General features: G+C 50.4%; 19 protein-coding genes. 10 read left to right on the top strand and 9 right to left on the bottom strand.

Annotated features, from left to right (window positions below; translation table 11 throughout):
• Window positions 1–357: 357 nt before the first annotated feature.
• Window positions 358–960 carry a DJ-1/PfpI family protein gene (locus ACI0FJ_RS18080; RefSeq protein ID WP_424305727.1) on the bottom strand — a complete coding sequence of 201 codons (603 nt, stop codon included), beginning with the start codon at window positions 958–960 and terminating at the stop codon, window positions 358–360.
• Between the two features lie 216 nt (window positions 961–1,176).
• Between ACI0FJ_RS18080 and ACI0FJ_RS18075 the strand changes: the two genes are divergently transcribed.
• A complete protein-coding gene (locus ACI0FJ_RS18075) occupies window positions 1,177–1,719 on the top strand; it encodes a cysteine hydrolase family protein (protein WP_424305725.1) in 543 nt (180 codons plus the stop codon).
• Between the two features lie 192 nt (window positions 1,720–1,911).
• Entirely contained in the window at window positions 1,912–2,301 is a 390-nt protein-coding gene (locus tag ACI0FJ_RS18070; protein ID WP_424305723.1) for a VOC family protein, read from the top strand.
• Here the strand turns inward: ACI0FJ_RS18070 and ACI0FJ_RS18065 are convergent.
• From ACI0FJ_RS18065 to catA, 4 genes are all read right to left on the bottom strand, one after another.
• Window positions 2,259–2,942, bottom strand: coding sequence for a helix-turn-helix domain-containing protein (locus ACI0FJ_RS18065; protein WP_424305721.1), 684 nt, complete (start codon window positions 2,940–2,942; stop codon window positions 2,259–2,261). The two genes, ACI0FJ_RS18070 and ACI0FJ_RS18065, sit on opposite strands and share 43 nt — an antisense overlap.
• A gap of 112 nt (window positions 2,943–3,054) precedes the next feature.
• Window positions 3,055–3,426, bottom strand: a complete 372-nt coding sequence (locus ACI0FJ_RS18060; RefSeq protein WP_424305719.1) for a hypothetical protein — start codon at window positions 3,424–3,426, stop codon at window positions 3,055–3,057.
• 2 nt (window positions 3,427–3,428) lie between these two features.
• On the bottom strand, window positions 3,429–4,058 hold the full coding sequence (locus tag ACI0FJ_RS18055; RefSeq protein ID WP_424305717.1) for a TetR/AcrR family transcriptional regulator: 630 nt from the start codon (window positions 4,056–4,058) through the stop codon (window positions 3,429–3,431).
• A gap of 502 nt (window positions 4,059–4,560) precedes the next feature.
• On the bottom strand, window positions 4,561–5,214 hold the full coding sequence (catA, locus tag ACI0FJ_RS18050) for a type A chloramphenicol O-acetyltransferase (RefSeq protein WP_424305715.1): 654 nt from the start codon (window positions 5,212–5,214) through the stop codon (window positions 4,561–4,563).
• Window positions 5,215–5,630: 416 nt separating this feature from the next.
• On the opposite strand from catA, the gene ACI0FJ_RS18045 reads away from it, so the two are divergent.
• The 4 genes from ACI0FJ_RS18045 (at window position 5,631) to ACI0FJ_RS18030 (ending at window position 9,446) form a co-directional block, all read left to right on the top strand.
• On the top strand, window positions 5,631–5,852 hold the full coding sequence (locus ACI0FJ_RS18045) for a Nif11-like leader peptide family natural product precursor (RefSeq protein ID WP_424305713.1): 222 nt from the start codon (window positions 5,631–5,633) through the stop codon (window positions 5,850–5,852).
• A gap of 322 nt (window positions 5,853–6,174) precedes the next feature.
• A complete protein-coding gene (locus ACI0FJ_RS18040; RefSeq protein ID WP_424305711.1) occupies window positions 6,175–6,909 on the top strand; it encodes a helix-turn-helix domain-containing protein in 735 nt (244 codons plus the stop codon).
• A 113-nt stretch (window positions 6,910–7,022) separates the two neighbouring features.
• Window positions 7,023–7,643: a LysE family translocator gene (locus ACI0FJ_RS18035; RefSeq protein WP_424305709.1), complete on the top strand. Its 621-nt coding sequence runs from the start codon at window positions 7,023–7,025 to the stop codon at window positions 7,641–7,643.
• Window positions 7,644–8,054: 411 nt separating this feature from the next.
• Window positions 8,055–9,446 carry a hypothetical protein gene (locus tag ACI0FJ_RS18030; protein ID WP_424305707.1) on the top strand — a complete coding sequence of 464 codons (1,392 nt, stop codon included), beginning with the start codon at window positions 8,055–8,057 and terminating at the stop codon, window positions 9,444–9,446.
• A 188-nt stretch (window positions 9,447–9,634) separates the two neighbouring features.
• Here ACI0FJ_RS18030 and ACI0FJ_RS18025 read toward each other — a convergent pair whose 3' ends face one another.
• Together ACI0FJ_RS18025 and ACI0FJ_RS18020 are read right to left on the bottom strand one after the other, a co-directional pair.
• A complete protein-coding gene (locus ACI0FJ_RS18025) occupies window positions 9,635–10,399 on the bottom strand; it encodes a polyphenol oxidase family protein (protein WP_424305705.1) in 765 nt (254 codons plus the stop codon).
• The gene (locus ACI0FJ_RS18020) at window positions 10,393–10,980 is read right to left on the bottom strand and encodes a 5-formyltetrahydrofolate cyclo-ligase (RefSeq protein WP_424305703.1); all 588 of its coding nucleotides are present in this window, start codon (window positions 10,978–10,980) and stop codon (window positions 10,393–10,395) included. Before ACI0FJ_RS18020 ends, ACI0FJ_RS18025 begins: the two co-directional genes overlap by 7 nt.
• A 19-nt stretch (window positions 10,981–10,999) precedes the next feature.
• Between ACI0FJ_RS18020 and ACI0FJ_RS18015 the strand changes: the two genes are divergently transcribed.
• Both ACI0FJ_RS18015 and ACI0FJ_RS18010 read left to right on the top strand, forming a co-directional pair.
• Window positions 11,000–11,125: a hypothetical protein gene (locus tag ACI0FJ_RS18015; RefSeq protein ID WP_424305701.1), complete on the top strand. Its 126-nt coding sequence runs from the start codon at window positions 11,000–11,002 to the stop codon at window positions 11,123–11,125.
• A gap of 36 nt (window positions 11,126–11,161) precedes the next feature.
• Window positions 11,162–11,824, top strand: a complete 663-nt coding sequence (locus ACI0FJ_RS18010) for a metallophosphoesterase family protein (protein ID WP_424305700.1) — start codon at window positions 11,162–11,164, stop codon at window positions 11,822–11,824.
• 103 nt (window positions 11,825–11,927) lie between these two features.
• Here the strand turns inward: ACI0FJ_RS18010 and murA are convergent, their stop codons facing one another.
• Complete coding sequence (murA, locus tag ACI0FJ_RS18005) at window positions 11,928–13,178, bottom strand: UDP-N-acetylglucosamine 1-carboxyvinyltransferase (RefSeq protein WP_424305698.1); 1,251 nt, start codon at window positions 13,176–13,178, stop codon at window positions 11,928–11,930.
• Between the two features lie 274 nt (window positions 13,179–13,452).
• Complete coding sequence (gene nth, locus ACI0FJ_RS18000) at window positions 13,453–14,097, bottom strand: endonuclease III (protein ID WP_424305696.1); 645 nt, start codon at window positions 14,095–14,097, stop codon at window positions 13,453–13,455.
• A 327-nt stretch (window positions 14,098–14,424) separates the two neighbouring features.
• Here nth and cutA point away from each other — a divergent pair, with 327 nt between their 5' ends.
• The gene (gene cutA, locus ACI0FJ_RS17995; RefSeq protein WP_424305694.1) at window positions 14,425–14,751 is read left to right on the top strand and encodes a divalent-cation tolerance protein CutA; all 327 of its coding nucleotides are present in this window, start codon (window positions 14,425–14,427) and stop codon (window positions 14,749–14,751) included.
• Complete coding sequence (locus ACI0FJ_RS17990) at window positions 14,752–15,681, top strand: carbohydrate kinase family protein (RefSeq protein WP_424305692.1); 930 nt, start codon at window positions 14,752–14,754, stop codon at window positions 15,679–15,681. It abuts the gene before it with no gap.
• The last annotated feature ends 31 nt before the right edge of the window (window positions 15,682–15,712 follow it).

The following is a 15,712-nucleotide window of genomic DNA, read 5'->3' as shown; positions in this document are numbered from 1 at the left end:
TGCTCCTCGGCAAAGACTCAAGCCGACGGCTGGCGGAAAATGTGGCGTAGAAGCTGAAACGGGTTTTTCAGGCCTGACTAATTACACTATTTTATTCCAAATAATGTCCTGGAGTAGTCGAACTCCCGGTGCCAAGATTAGAAATCTGTGTCCCTTCATTCAAGGCAGAAACGGTATCTCGTCTGCGCCTTATTTTCTCATTCACATGTCTTCCCGCGTGGAAACATGATGATATATGTAGCTCCATATGGGCAAGGTAACTCAAGCCCGACGCGTATTCTTATATACGCGAGGGTTTGAGTTTGCCGAAGCAACGCAGCTATCGCGTTTTTTTCAGCCCCCTGCCCCCCTGTACCGCTACTTTGCAAAGGGATCGTGGTTGGCGTCCTGGTTCCAACTATATTCCGCCCGCTTTGCAATCTCCTGTGCTTTTTCAGGGCCCAAAATCTTTTGAATAAGTGCGAGCGACATATCTATGCCTGCGGAAATCCCTGAAGATGTAAAGATTTTCCCATCTTCAACCCAGCGGGCCCGTCGTTGCCATAGCGTTTTAGGGCCCATGGACACCCCCCAGTCCAGCGACCTCTTATTTGTGGTCGCCCGCACACCGTCCAGCAGACCGGCTTTGGCTAAAAGTGCACTTCCCGTGCACACGGAAGAAACATACTCCGCCCGATGGGCTTGCAGCCTCAACCAATCCAGGATTGCCTTGTTGTCCACTTCCCGCCGCGTTCCCTGTCCACCCGGAACAAGAAGAATGTCATAAAAAATTGGCTCATCGAATGTATGTTCCACAACGGATTTTGGCCCTTGGCGGCTTGCCACAGCCTCTTTGCTCTGCGCCACCATATTGATGTGGAAGCTGTCGCTTGCAATGCCGAACATTTCAAGAGGTCCGAACACATCAAGCAGTTCAAACTCAGGAAAAAGTACCACGCCAATTGTCCGTTTCTTGCTCATCTCGAATTCTCCTGAAAAATATCGCGAATGTACAATTATTCCGCCTTGCCTTGATGTAATGGCACCTGAAGAAGCCACGGCTTCCAGCACACGAACACGGAGCTGCCAGACGACAGCCTGATCTCAATTGACTTTGCCTGGGGCATGAAATAGTGACGATTGCAATATATTATTGTGCAATATATTTTTTTCTCTACTACATGGGAAATACACAAAATGAAACAGGCAGCTGTATTGGTAATAGACGTTCAACAAGGGCTCTTTGATCCTGCCCCCCGTCCCTTTGAGGCGGATGCTGTGATTGAACGCATCAACGAAATTACAATGTGGGCGCTGGAGAACTCCATCCCTGTAATATTCATACAGCATGAGTCGCCAGGATCTATCCTTGCGTACGATACGCAAGGTTGGCAGCTGCAAGATGAATTGGAGACAAGCAGAGAGAACATTATCGTACGAAAGACAACGCCTGATTCATTCCTGAAGACGGATCTTGAAGCTGTACTGAAAGAACGTCATGTCGAACATCTGATCGTCTGCGGCTATGCATCCGAATTTTGCGTGGATACAACAGTGCGCCGGGCTGCCGGCCTGGGCTATTCGGTCGATTTGGTGTCCGACGCTCACACCACGCATGACAAACCACACTCAACTGCCGAACAGATACGCCTTCATCACAACTGTACGCTGCCAAACATCAAAAGCTTTGGCGTGAAAATATCTGCCGTGGCAACCGCAGATCTGATTCGTTCCGCGTAACACGATTCACGGTGCGAACGAAAAACAGAACCAGAACTGACAACGTATCAGACGCACATCCAATTGCATTCTGTGGACGTTGTGGAAGCCGCAGTCCAAAAAAACTGCCGCTTTCACTATCTGTCGCGATTATTCAAGACACGGCCGAGTGGAAGGAGTAGTCAGCTTGAAAAACATATCAAGGAGTGTGCTATGCGTCTGAAATATGCCATTCTCTACGTCGAAAATGTGACCCGAAGCATTGAGTTTTATGAGCAGGCTTTCGGGCTCCAACGCAAAATGATTCATGAGTCCGGAGACTATGGCGAGCTGGATACAGGGACCACGACACTGTCCTTTTCCTCGCGCCGCTTTATGACGGAGCTTGGCAAGTCGCCCGGTATCCCCGTCCCTTCGTCTCCTGTTTTCGAAATCGCTTTTGAAACGCCCGATGTAGCTGCTGCCGTCAAAAAGGCCCAGTCTGCCGGAGCCACCATAGTGCAGGAAGTCCGTGAGGAAGCATGGGGCCAGACCACGGCATATGTTGTGGACGACAGTGGCTACCTGGTCGAAATCTGCTCGCCAGTCAGTGGGGTATCGTAGCCGCAATGGCAGATGCTCCAGGCCGGGTGCTGCTTGTCACCCTGGCTGGCCGCAACCGCACCGGGAGTCAGGGAAAACCAGCTTTTCAATTCCCGTGTCATATGCGCCTGATCTGAAAAATGACACGCAAGGGCAGCTTCCTGCAAATCAACTCCGGACAGGATGCAGCGCACAGCCTTTCGGGCACGAACCAATCTGCGCCAAAAATCCGGAGAGCGGCCTGTCTTCTGCATGGTGTGTCGCTGCAATGTCCTCAGGCTAACCCCCAAGTCACTGGCAGCCGTGGCGGGTGATGCCGCCATGGCTAAACACTGCATCATATCCGAGGCATCCCTGGAAATGGATGCGGCAGCGTATGCCAACTCGGTCAGGCTTTCCAAGGAATCAGGCTGGGGGAATTTTCCTAGAATGTCAGCCGAAATTTCCGCGCCGGGTTTGAGTCGTATCCCAATGAACATCTCACCTTTCTTGGCAAAGACCCTCTCGGGCGTGGACATGATGGGCGAAAGAAGAAAACGCTTCGGCTTCCCCCGCTCCCCATTGATGATGAAGTCGCGGCAACCGTCGGGCATAACGGAAAAGACGTGCGCACGGTTGATGGTGTTCGACCATATTGCCAGGATGGGGTCATCTTGTATCATGTCACGTCCATCGAATATAACCAGGAAAAGCCGTACAAAATATTAAGCAGGAAAATGCTGAAGAAGCGATTCAAAATTCTTCCACCCAATATCTACCGGCTGCATGGCTTCGTCAATCAAGTTCCACCAGCATCAATGAAAGCAATTCGGGGTCCTGGCTGGCGGTACTTGCCCTTGATTTGGCCTCCTGAATCCCTTGGGCAAACATGGTCGACATGAGATTATACCCAGACCTCTCCAGCCGTGCGGAAAGTTGCATTTCCATTTCGGCAGCCTCTTTCAGCATTTTTTTTCTGGCTTCTCCCGTTTCCTTGTATGCCAGGATTATGGTGCGGCGTATTTTCGTATACAGAATTCTCTCTAATGATCCATTGGAACTAAAAGACAACTCTTCACTGTTGCTTGTTTTTTTTGTCTTTCCATCCTTTACGTCCTGTTCCCACTGGCGAATTTTTGCCTCGGCAAGGAGGCCAAATGCATCCATGGTTATTCCTCTCCTTGTAACGCAAATTGTATAAGCGTGTTGATGGTGGCAAGCTGGCATTTTGTTGCCACAGTAAATGCTTTCTGGATAGACAGCTCATTATCAAAAGCATTCAATATGGAAACAATCCCTCTTACAGACTCATTGAGAATTTTATCGACCATAAAGAGAAATGTTTCTGTAATAATAAGCTGTGGAAATTGTTTTTGAACTTGCTGCATGGTCTGTAGTTTCATCTCATCAATGTATTTTTGCGCGAAATTTCCATACAGCGTGTCCTCTCCCCAAGCCAAAAGAATGATGATCTTTCGTCGGTTCCTGGTATAGAAGCGGAGCAATTCTCCAGAATATCCTTCCATAATATTCTGATCTACGTCCAAGCCGTCGGGATTGGCAAAGGAAGCGATCCTTTTTTGCGTCAATCTGGAAAACTCCTGGACAAAATCTTCAGTGAGAATGGCTTGGTACAAGGCGGTTTTGCTCGGGTAGTATTTGTATACCGTCCCGGTCGCGACTCCCGCATCCTGGGCGATTGCCCCAATGGTCGCATTCTTGAACCCCACCTTGGCAAACTGCGCTTTGGCGGCGTCCGCAATTCTGTTTCGGATACTGTCCTTCAATACCTGCACCATGGGCACGAGCCTCCTTCAATTTCAAAAGTGAATATGTCGTTCATTTTTAAAATTGTCAACATGATTTGCCCAGAGGCGATCGGGCAGCGAATCGAAACAGCGCTGAAAATCTCTACCGGTGATTGGTGCTGGATATACTCGAAGGGAGGGCACTCCCCGCTGGGAAGGGGAAAAATTTGACGATGCGAGTTGCGCCTCAGGCTGAGACAACAACTTCATAATATACTGAGAATTAGAGCTTTCTTTCCATGGGCAGTCCGACGATGTTGATCATAACAGTAAAATGGCAATCAGTTGCAGTCACTTACAAACAACACCATCTGGCACAGCAAAGAAGGGATTTGTGTGGGAGCAACGCGACACCTACCCTGCTCATTGGATTCTTCTAAACCTTCCATATAGCGTGTTTGGCCTCTTCTTGCCGACCTGCCCAATCCCACGGGCCGCACAAGTTTTGTTCCCGGCAAGGCACATGGTGTTTTCCGCCAACGCTTTTTTCGTCCTATTGTGGCAACCACTGTTTACAATCAGCTACCAAGGATTTCACTTTCTCTACAAATCTCCCAACATGCAATCCGTCACACACTGCATGGTGAACCTGGATGGCAAGTGGCATCAATATTTTCCCATCTTGTTCAGTATATTTTCCTATTGTAAAAATGGGGAGCAGGTACGCTGCATCTGAAAAGACATTGATATTGAACGCTGTGAAATCTATCCACGGAACGCTCGATATAGTAAAAATATTTTCAGGACAGTTGGGTTTTGGAGAAAACTCTCCAGTACAAAACCTTTCTATATCATCGGAACAAGCATCATAAAACGTTGCAAAGGAATGATCATACGGGGTCCATATGGAGGAAAAAGTCTCTTTTTCTTTGTTTAATGCGGTATAAAGAGGGTTGACCATATCCCAGTATCCAAGGTGCCCATTTTCATCGAGGCTCATTCTGAATTCGTGGAAGCTGTTTACAGAACGTGTCATGATGTAGATTTGCGCAATGTAATCCTTCAGCCCAAGCTTCTTGAGTTCGTGACGAAGCTCTGTAATATCGAGATTGACAACAACACTGTAGGAACACCGGACACGATTCATATAGTGCTCGTAATGTTCTTTTCTGTTCCATGTTGCCTTATCTAGCAGGTTAAATTTCATATATATTGATTTATTTTACGAATTACAGTGTCTACAAATAAAACTTCCACGGCCGCACAAGTTTTGTTCCCGGCGAGGCGCATGGTGTTTTCGTGAGCCGGGACAGTAGTGCAGCAAAAATAGGCGTCCCATCACTCCTACCGCACCTCGCAGGCTGCCAAGAAAGGTGCGAGAGCAAGACGAGAAAAAAATCAAGCTCGATGCATATTCTTCTATACGCGAGGGTTTGGATTTTTTGAAGCAACACCGCTATCGTATTTTTCAGCACCCCAGAGAGCTAACTCTTGACGATGAGAAATACACCAAGCTAAAGATAAACCATCGATAGAGTCCGGCCAATGTGCCAAATTCCTATGAAGGCCGGTCTTTTTACCCCACCATACTCTTATTTTGTCGATTACAAGGAGGATACAGCTATGTCCAAAAAAGAAGTGGAGCGTCTGCTGATTGCAGGCGGAGAGGACAAAAAAATTAAGGCCAAATACAACGCCATCCCGTCCAAAGACGCCTTTGTGGCCACCGCCAACGAGGAAGGCTACGATTTTACTGCCGGAGAACTGGACGAAGTACTCAAAGAGTCCGGAGACGACTTCACCACCTACGGCAACCCGCCCGCCCGTTCTATTTGGTGGGCATAACATTGAATTGACTACTGGCTTTGCAGGCTCTCATGTAAAGAGTGGGAGCCTGCAACGCCAGATTTTCCTAGAACGATATCAGTCTGAAATAATTTATTTTCTATCCGCCATATTCTCGTCTCACGTCCATACCTAAAAACATTTTATAGGACTTCCCACTGTGCTCCCATCCGCATGGGAATCGAATGGGCAGTTGTCTGGGACATGATTATCAAATAGCATTATGCAGCATGTCCGTGTCGTTACGCTCAAGGTGTAATGACACATCGAAATGCTCAACCTGAGTTTATTCATTTTTTTCCACTGTAACCGGGGAACGAGAATGGCGGTCAATCTAGCAATCCGTTGTTTCACCTGCGCCGGTTTCAATCATAATCATGACTTTCCTCAGCTGGTGATAGCCCTGCGGGGTGCTGCAGAAAATTATACGGATGAAGGTGATGGGAGAATCGGCCCGGGCCAGTGCATTGTGTTTCCCGCGGGTTGTATGCATCGTTGCGTCCCCGATGCCAACTCATGCTTCCTTGTGGTAGATCTTGATGAATTGCCCCCATCCCTTCAGGCCCTTCCGCACCCCATAGTTTCAATGCCCGAGCCTTTGCAGGCATATTGCCATTTCGTTGAAAAACAATTCGCGCACCGACTCAATGACGCTCTGGAACAGGGGATTGGAGAGTTGTTTTTGCACTTGTTGCACGCCTCGGAGTTCCCTCCAAGGGTAGACCCAAGAATTGCCAGAGTCATTGAGCACTTTGAGGATGATCTGTCTGCAAATACCTCTTTGCCGGAACTGGCATCGATATCCACACTGAGTGTAAGCCAGTTCAAAAAAAAATTTAAAGAAGAGACGGGGAAGACACCCGGTCAGTATCTTCAAATGCTGAGGATGACAAAATCCCAGGCTCTGCTCGCTTACACGGATTACTCCCTTGCGATGATTGCGGAAATGGTAGGATATGCCGATACATCCTCCTTCAGCAGACGATTTTCATTGTATTATGGCCACGCACCTCGTAATTCCCGCAAACAACCAAAAGCCTTTAAAACATTAAAATAGGCCACTGAGCCATTCCCCGCTCTGGGGAAAATGGTATCCTTTTCAGTCTTCTATGAGAAACGGGCAATAACAAAGCCCGAGATATCTATCCGGATGACCTGGGAGGATAAACCATGGATTTAGACGTTTTCTTTGCTTTCTTTATTGCGACCTCCATCATGATCGCTTTGCCAGGACCAAGTGTCATTCTGACTGTCGCTCACAGCATCTCCTTTGGCTGGAAAAACGCCTTGCTTACAGTATTGGGCGCGACTGTAGGGATTGCTATCCAGTTGCTGATAGCGATCATCGGCCTGGCATCCATTCTTCATATGGCGGCGGAAGTCTTCACTTGGGTTCGTTGGGCTGGAGCGGCGTATCTGGTGTACCTAGGGGTGAGGCAATGGATGAACTCCAAAAACGCCTTTGAATTCGACGAGATGTCGGTTTCGAAAATGAACCTGTTTGCCCAGGGGGTGATAGTAACAGTCCCCAATCCGAAAAGCCTGATCTTTATTGCTGCTTTTTTGCCGCAGTTTATAGATATGACAAGACCATTGGGAGGACAGCTCGCAATCATAGTCCCAACGTTTTTGATGATAACGTTCGGCGTGACGTCCATTTGGGCTATTGCAGCAGGAAGCGCTCGAACTGCCTTTAGAAAAAGCGGATTGTTCACACCGTTGATGCGGAGCGCTGGGGGATTGATGATACTCGCCGGGCTGGGCATGGTGCTGGTTCGCCGCAGCAATTGATCACCGTTTCAAATTTTCATTGTGCTTGGAGCGCTAACGCCCCAAGATACGAAGACTTCCAGCACCATAACCAAAGGTAAGCCAACGATGTTGGTCCAGTTTCCTACTGCGTTTCGTTACCTGCCCACCCCCACGGGCCGCACAAGTTTTGTTCCCGGCAAGGCGCATGGTGTTTTCGTGAGCCGCGCAGAAACAAACAGCCCCCAAAGCGAAACTAACTAACAACCATAGTAATCATGCTTTTTAGCTTCCAGAAAGTTGTATAAAGGAAACTTCTAACTCTGCTTCCCCCTTCCCAAAACTTTCACACATGCGTATACACAACCATGCTCTATATTCAAAAAAAATATCAAGTAATTTTATTTATACATATCAAAGTCACAACATAAGAATTCAGTAAAACAAACCCAGATGCCCGCTCTCACACCACACCATTTGCTTGCTACGAGTTCATCCTCGTTTATAGAAATTATTACAACTGTAAATCCAAGAGAACTAGCAATTATCTCTTGGATGGGGATATTCCTAGTAGGAGCACTAGCATCAGAAAAGTTAAGAACTCCTATATTAAATATTTTCAAAGCAGCATTAAACAAAAAATCAGTTATTGTATATTTACTAATAACAAGCTATACGCTATCATGTACATATCTTCTTAGTACGGTAGATCTCTTTACTGCAAACCAAACTAAATCAGTCATCATATGGATATTCACAGTTGCTCTTCGCCAAATAGTTAGACAAAAGAAATTTCAAGAAGACCTACTAAAAGAAATACTTACATTGCTAAAAACTTCAATAACGTATATTTCAATTATTTCTTTCTTTATTAATCGAATCCCATTTAACTTTTACTTTGAATTTATTTTGGGAGTTCCATTTATTATATTTTTAGGACTTTTTTTAGCTGTAAATGAAAGCACAAATAATAAAATTCCACTAAAATTATTAAACATTATTTTTTCATTTTTAGTAATATTTATCCTAATTAGAACATTAGTCTACATACATCAGGATAATGAAAGTTATTCACTTCAATCTATGGCATTAGATTTTATTCTCCCAACAATTTTAACTATTCTATACATCCCTTTATTAACCATCTTAACACTATTTTTCTCCTATGAAATTCTATTTATAAGAATAAACTTTATAGTAAAAAACAAACGATTAGCAAAATATGCGAAAATTTTAGCTCCATTTGTTTTCAACTTCAATATGAAACTAGCACAGAGATGGGTTCTACTATTACAACAAGAAGACTTACATCTTAAAGACGTCAATGCGAGCATAATAAAAATATATAAACTTTGGGCATCAGAAAAAAGAAATAAACATGTTTCCATTAGCGATGGTTGGGCACCAAAAAAAGCTAAATCATTCCTTCAAGAATTTGCTATCATAGTTAAGGATTACAATTATACTCATAAAGATAAGCTATATGGTTCTTTTTCGAAAGAACTATACACACAAGAAGAATTATGCACATTATGTTATTCTATTGACGGATTGAAAGAATGTGTAAAAAAAATATCACTAGATTTTTCTTCTATAAGGATAATCCCAACTAATAATTTAACAACTCCCCAAAAGCAGGAATATAATTTTTTACCAATTTTCCAAAAATTATGGAGCAACGCCTTTAATGAAGCAATTCCTTCCCAAATTAATTATGCAATTTCAAACCACTCATCAACAAAAGTGCAAAGAGGCAATTCTCTAGGAATAGTTGTCTCTGAAATCCGTCCAAATGGGTACGATATAAAATTAATAATCATACAAAAAGATTGGGAAAATCCCTGATCAATTTTTACTTCGGCCACAATTTGCCCGTAATGTGTTTCCTACCTGCCCACTTCCACGGGCCGCACAAGTTTTGTTCCCGGCAAGGCGCATGGTGTTTTCGTGAGCCGGGACAGTAGTGAGCCTACGGCCCGCGAACGAAAACACCTTTGCAACGAAGCCGGGGGCAAAAATCGTCGGCCCGCCATTTATACGCAGCCTTTTATCCAAATCAAGGAAGCCTGCCGCCCCGTAACACGGGACCTGCGGTACGAGAAAAACATGTCGGCCAGCGAACGGGTGCACATATCCAGCCCGAAAATATTCGCAGGTAAAATGCCCGCCGCCTGGAGCTGGTCGCGGGTTATTTGCCACAGGTTCACGGTTTTGCTGGCTGCGTCATAATAGGGCTCAAAGCTGTCGCCGAACTCTTTCTTGAAGTTCGTGAACTCGCTTTTTCCGGGCCCAAGGCTTGGGCCGCGCACGGCAAAGACGTCCGCCGGGTTCAGGTCGTAGCGCTCACAAAAGGCGGCCACCCCCTTGCCCGGAAAGTCCAGCACATTGCCGCGCCAACCCGCGTGCAAGGCGGCGATGTGGTTGCCGTCCTTGTGTGCCAGCATAATGGGCTGGCAGTCCGCGGTTTTGATGACCAGTGCCGTCTCGGGTTTGGTCGTGGTCAGTCCGTCGCCCTTTCCCACGGGCTTTGTAGGGTCCGCAGGCGGTTCCGGGTCGAAAACCATATCCGTCCCATGCACCTGTTCCAGCTCTACCCAGTCGTGAATGCCCATGCCGCGCAATACCGAACGGCGGTTGGAACACACGCGGTGCGGATCATCCCCCACATCAAAGGACATGTTCGCCTTCTGGTATGCGCCGTAGCTTACACCGCCCACACGGGTTCCGAACAGGCAACCTATGCAGGGCAGGTTGGGAAAAGCGAAGGGAAGCATCATGGGAGAGGAAATATTCAACATGGGTGCACCTCAATAGTTCGTTCATCCGTAACAATCATATGCATGACAATATCCCAGGATTCGCTTGGAACATCTTCAACAACCTGAAAATCGTAGGCTAGCCCGACAAACAGGCTGTTGCTGAAGACCGGGTTTTCCAACAGACGGTCGTAGTATCCGCCCCCAAAGCCAAGCCGTTTTCCTTTGGGTGTGAAGCCCACGCCGGGCACAAGCACCACATCCGGTTGCAGGCTGCTCAGAGGGCGGCAAACGTCGGCCCGGGGTTCCAGAATCCCGTAGCTGCCTTTGACCAATTCATCGTAGCAGGTGCAGGCACCAAGATCCATCCGCCCCGCTTCACCCGGACGGCAACGGGGCAACAGCACCTCGGCACCGTTTGCCCATAGGGCCTGGATGGCGGGCCTGGGGTCGGCCTCGCCCCGAATGGGCATGTAGGCGACCACCTGGGCTGCCCTTTGCAGGCATTCCAGACTCAAGAGCCGGGCGGCAAGGCGCTCGTTGCGCTCATCCGCATCTATTCCGGCCTGCCCCTGGCGTACTGCCATAAGCCATGATCGTATTGTTTTTTTGTCTTTTTCCATCAAGGACGCATCTTATCTCATGTTTCGGGCAATTACCATCATCGTTGCCAAGAAAACCGAAGCCACCATATGGTTGCGGCGCTTCCGCCCCCCTGCTACGGTCAAACGGACACGCTCGGTCCTGATACTGCGGCCGAACACGTAGGGACATGTAGGGTTATGCAGACAAGGAAGGTATCCAATGACGACGACATATATCGGCATCGGCGACATTCACGAGAACACGGCCAATCTTGCTTCCATCCCCGGCGTACGCGAGGCGGACGGTATTCTCGTCAGCGGCGACATGACCAACTGCGGCAATCCGGCCAAAGTGGGCAAAATCATCGATTCCATACGCGCCATCAATCCCAATGTGCTGGCCCAGATAGGCAACATGGACCATGAAAATTGTACACAATGGCTGGAAGAAGCCGGCATAAACCTGCACCGCCGGGTGCATGAGCTGACCCCGGAAGTGGCGGTCATGGGCGTGGGCTATTCCACCCCCACCCCGTTCAACACGCCCAGCGAAGCCCCGGAAGAAAAGATCTTCGGCTGGCTGGAAGACACCTACAAGCTGGTGCAGGACTACAAGGCCTTTGTGCTTGTGGTGCACACGCCGCCTGCCAACTCCAAGCTGGACCGCATCAAGGAAGGCGTGCACGTGGGCAGCCCCGGCGTACGGACGTTCATCGAGTCGCACCACCCTGCCGCCTGCCTTACCGGCCATATCCACGAAGCCCGCGCCTTTGAAACCATAGGGCAGACGCCCACGGTCAATCCGGGCATGCTGGCCTCGGGCGGCTATGCCGTGTTGACAATCGACGGCAGCGACGTGCGTATTGAGCTGAAAAAAATTTAGCCACACCGGGTGGCAGACAGAAAAAGCCCCGCTTCCCAAAAGAAAGCGGGGCTTTTCAAATGCTTCGGGCGTTACGCCCACCGTGCTCCTCTCAGCCGAGAGGCTATTGCTTCTCGCGCCGGATGTCGGCTCCCGCGCCATTGAGTTTTTGCTCGATGTTTTCGTAGCCCCGGTCCAGGTGGTAGATGCGCCGGACCTCTGTGGTGCCCTTGGCAGCCAGTCCCGCCAGCACCAGGGAGGCGCTGGCCCGCAGGTCCGAAGCCATGACCGGCGCGCCCATGAGCCGATCCACCCCGCGAATCATGGCCGTGCGGCCCTTGATGCGGATATCCGCGCCCATGCGCACCATCTCCATGACGTGCATGAAACGGTTTTCGAAAATATTTTCCTCCACGGTGCTGGCGCCCTTTGCCAGACACATCAGGGCCGTAATCTGGGCCTGCATGTCCGTGGGATAGCCCGGATGGGGCCGGGTGTTCACATCCACGCCCACCAGCTCGGTGCCGCGCCGCACCAATACACCCGTGGGCTTTTCGTGAATCCACACGCCCATTTCCCGCAGCTTGTAGGCCACGGCGTCCATCTCGTGGAAAGGGCAGTCTTCCAGAAACAATTCGCCATCCGTAATGGCGGCGGCCACCATGTAGGTTCCGGCCTCGATGCGGTCGGCCATCACCTTGTATTTGCAGCCCTTCAGCTCGGGCACGCCCTGAACCGTCAGAATGCTGGTGCCCATGCCGGAAATCTTTGCTCCGCAGGCATTGAGGAAGTTGGCAAGGTCGGTCACTTCCGGTTCGCGCGCGCAGTTTTCCAGAATGCTCTCCCCTTCGGCCAGACTTGCGGCCATGAGGATATGCTCTGTGGCCCCCACCGAGGGGAAGTCGAAGGTGATGTGCGCGCCTTTGAGTCCGTCGCAGCGGCCTTCTATGTAGCCTTCGGTCAGCTCGAAGGTTGCGCCCAGGGCTTCCAGCCCCTTCAGGTGCAGGTCCACCGGGCGCGCGCCAATGGCGCAGCCGCCGGGCAGGGCAACCTTGGCCTCGCCCAGAGTCGCCAGCAGCGGACCAAGGCACAGGACCGAGGCGCGCATGGTACGCACCAGATCGTAGGGGGCCTCGTGGTTGCGCTGGCCGCATTCTATGCGCACCGTACCGTTTTCAAACGTTGTTTCGCAGCCCAGAATATTGAGCAGCTTGCAGGAAGTATTGATGTCCGCCAGTTTGGGCACGTTTGTCAGTTCAATGGGGCCATTGGGCATGATGCAGGCCATGAGAATGGGCAGAGCCGCGTTCTTGGCACCGCTGATGCAGATTTTACCATGCAGCGGGCCGTTGCCCCGGATAACGAGTTTGTCCATATAATAGTATCTCCGGCGGGCAGTGCCCGCTCAGGCTGCCGACAAAGGCACGATAGCTTTGTTGCTTCAAAAGACTCGATCCCGCGCGTATCGGAAAATACCCGTCAGCCTTGAGTCTTTTTCACAACGGTGAATTTTTGGCTCTCGCACCTTTTTGGGCAGCCTGTCAGATTGAATGTTGTAATCAATCTGGCTGGTTGTTTTCCCCTCCTGCCTCAACTCTCGCGTTTCATAGCGTTTGGGACAGGTCGAAACAGTCCGGCAACATACCTTTCTACGCCGCGCTTTTCACCCCTTTTTTCGGGCACTCCGCAGCCAGCATGCACTGCGAACAATGGGGCTTGCGGGCTATACACACGGTGCGTCCGTGCTTTATGAGCAGGTGGTTCATATCGCCCCAGACGCTTTTGTCAAAGGCTTCGCACAGGTCTTTTTCGATGCGCTCGGGCTTGTCGGATTCGGTCAGCCCCAGACGCATGGACAGCCGTTTGACGTGCGTGTCCACGGCAATGCCGTCCACAATGCCGTAGGCCTGGGAAAGCACGATGTTTGCGGTTTTGCGGGCCACGCCGGGCAGCCGGAGCAGATCCTCCATGGTGCGCGGCACTTCACCGCCGTATTCTTCCATCACCATGCGCGCGGCGTTGCGCAAATTTTTAGCCTTGTTCCGAAAAAATCCCGTGGAACGAATAACCGCTTCCAGATCTTCCTGGGAGGCATGCATCAGTTCGCCCGGTCCGGGCCACCGCTCGAACACGTTCGGGGTAACCTTGTTGACCCGTTCGTCCGTACACTGGGCCGAAAGCACCGTGGCAAGCAGCAGCTCCCACGGGGTGCGGAAATTCAAGAAAGCCGGGCCCACTTCGTACGCCGCGTGCAGGGCCTGGTGTATTGTCCTGGCATGATCCCGTATGTTCATGGATTTCTCCGGCAAGAGTTGATGTTGCGGCAACAGTTTTTCCCCAGATGCGGCCGCCCGTCAACCGCAGGGAAATATCCCCACTTGTTCCGATGCTTCCGTGCCTTGCCTTTGTGCCATGCCTTTGTGCCTTGCCCTTGTGTTTTGCGCCTTGTCTTTGGCACCTTGTGTATGGCGCGCCCATGCGATACAGAACATTCTTTCGACAACCACGCCGCTATCCGTGTATTTGCGGCGTTCAAGCTTGCGTTGGACAATCCCCTGGCGGACGACACGGTCCGCGGAGACAGCTTTCGACGGACTTCTAACACTGCGCGGAGGTACACCATGGCTCTGGCATCCATCTACATTCCCGCCCCGAACATTGAAGAAGGAAAACGCATCGCCCGTTTTCTGCTGGAAAAACGTTACGTGGCCTGCGTCAATATCGTGGAAAACGCAACCTCCCTGTACCACTGGGAAGGCGAAATAAAAGAAGAGACCGAAGTTCTGCTGATCTGCAAGACCCTTATGCGTGCTGTCCGTCATATCATCAATGATATCAAAGAAATACACCCCTACGACCTGCCCGCTGTCACGGCCGAGCCTATTTTGAAGGTCAACCCGGAATACGCCGCGTGGGTCGAGGAAGTGATTGATGGAGGCAATTTTTAGATGGGCATTTTTCTCACCGGTTCCCTTTGCTACGACCGGATCATGTCTTTTCCCGGCAAATTTCAGGACCACATTCTGCCGGACAAGATCCACACGCTGAACGTTTCCTTCATGGTCAACGGCCTGCAGGAAATGCGCGGCGGCACAGCCGGAAACATCGCCTACAACTTGGCGCTGCTGGGCGAAGCCCCCACCGTGGTTGCCACGGCAGGCGGCAAGGACTTCGACCCGTATGCCGAGTGCTTCGACGGACTGGGCCTGCCCCTGGACGGCATCTGCCGCATTGATGACGAATTTACGGGCGGCTGCTACATCTTTACGGATATGACCAACAACCAGATTACCGGATTCAACCCCGGTGCGCTCAAGTACGCCTCGTCCTACGACTTTTCCGGCGTGGACGCGGCCAAAAGCTTTGCCTGCGTTTCCCCTGGCAACGTGGACGACATGACCGAGTACCCGGAACGCTACAAAAAACTCGGCATTCCCTATTTTTATGATCCGGGCCAGCAGATCCCCGTCCTCAGCCCGGAGCAGATGCTCTCTGCCATCGACGGAGCCTACGCCATGGTTTCCAACGACTACGAGCTGGAAATGGTTATGAAGGCCACGGGCAAGACCATGGACGAACTGTTGCAGCTCACCGACCACCTCATCGTCACGGTGGGCGAACACGGTTCCCGCATCATAACCAGGGACGGACAGACCGAAGTCGGCGCGGTCAAGGCCGAGGTCATCAAAGACCCCACAGGTGCGGGCGATGCTTTCCGGGCCGGTGTCATCAAGGGACTGGTGACGGGTAAATCGCTGGAAGAATCCTGCCAGATCGGTTCCGTGGCCGCAGTCTACTGCGTGGAGCAGGGCGAGCCGCAGGGCCAGAGCTATACCCAGGACGAATTCTGGAAACGCTACGCCGCCAACTTCGGCTAGTTTTTTTAAAAGCGTAAACAAAGAAAAGCCC

The organism is Desulfovibrio sp. 7SRBS1 (assembly GCF_049723905.1).
Classification (GTDB): Bacteria; Desulfobacterota; Desulfovibrionia; order Desulfovibrionales; family Desulfovibrionaceae.
This window is presented reverse-complemented; position numbering and strand designations above follow the sequence as displayed.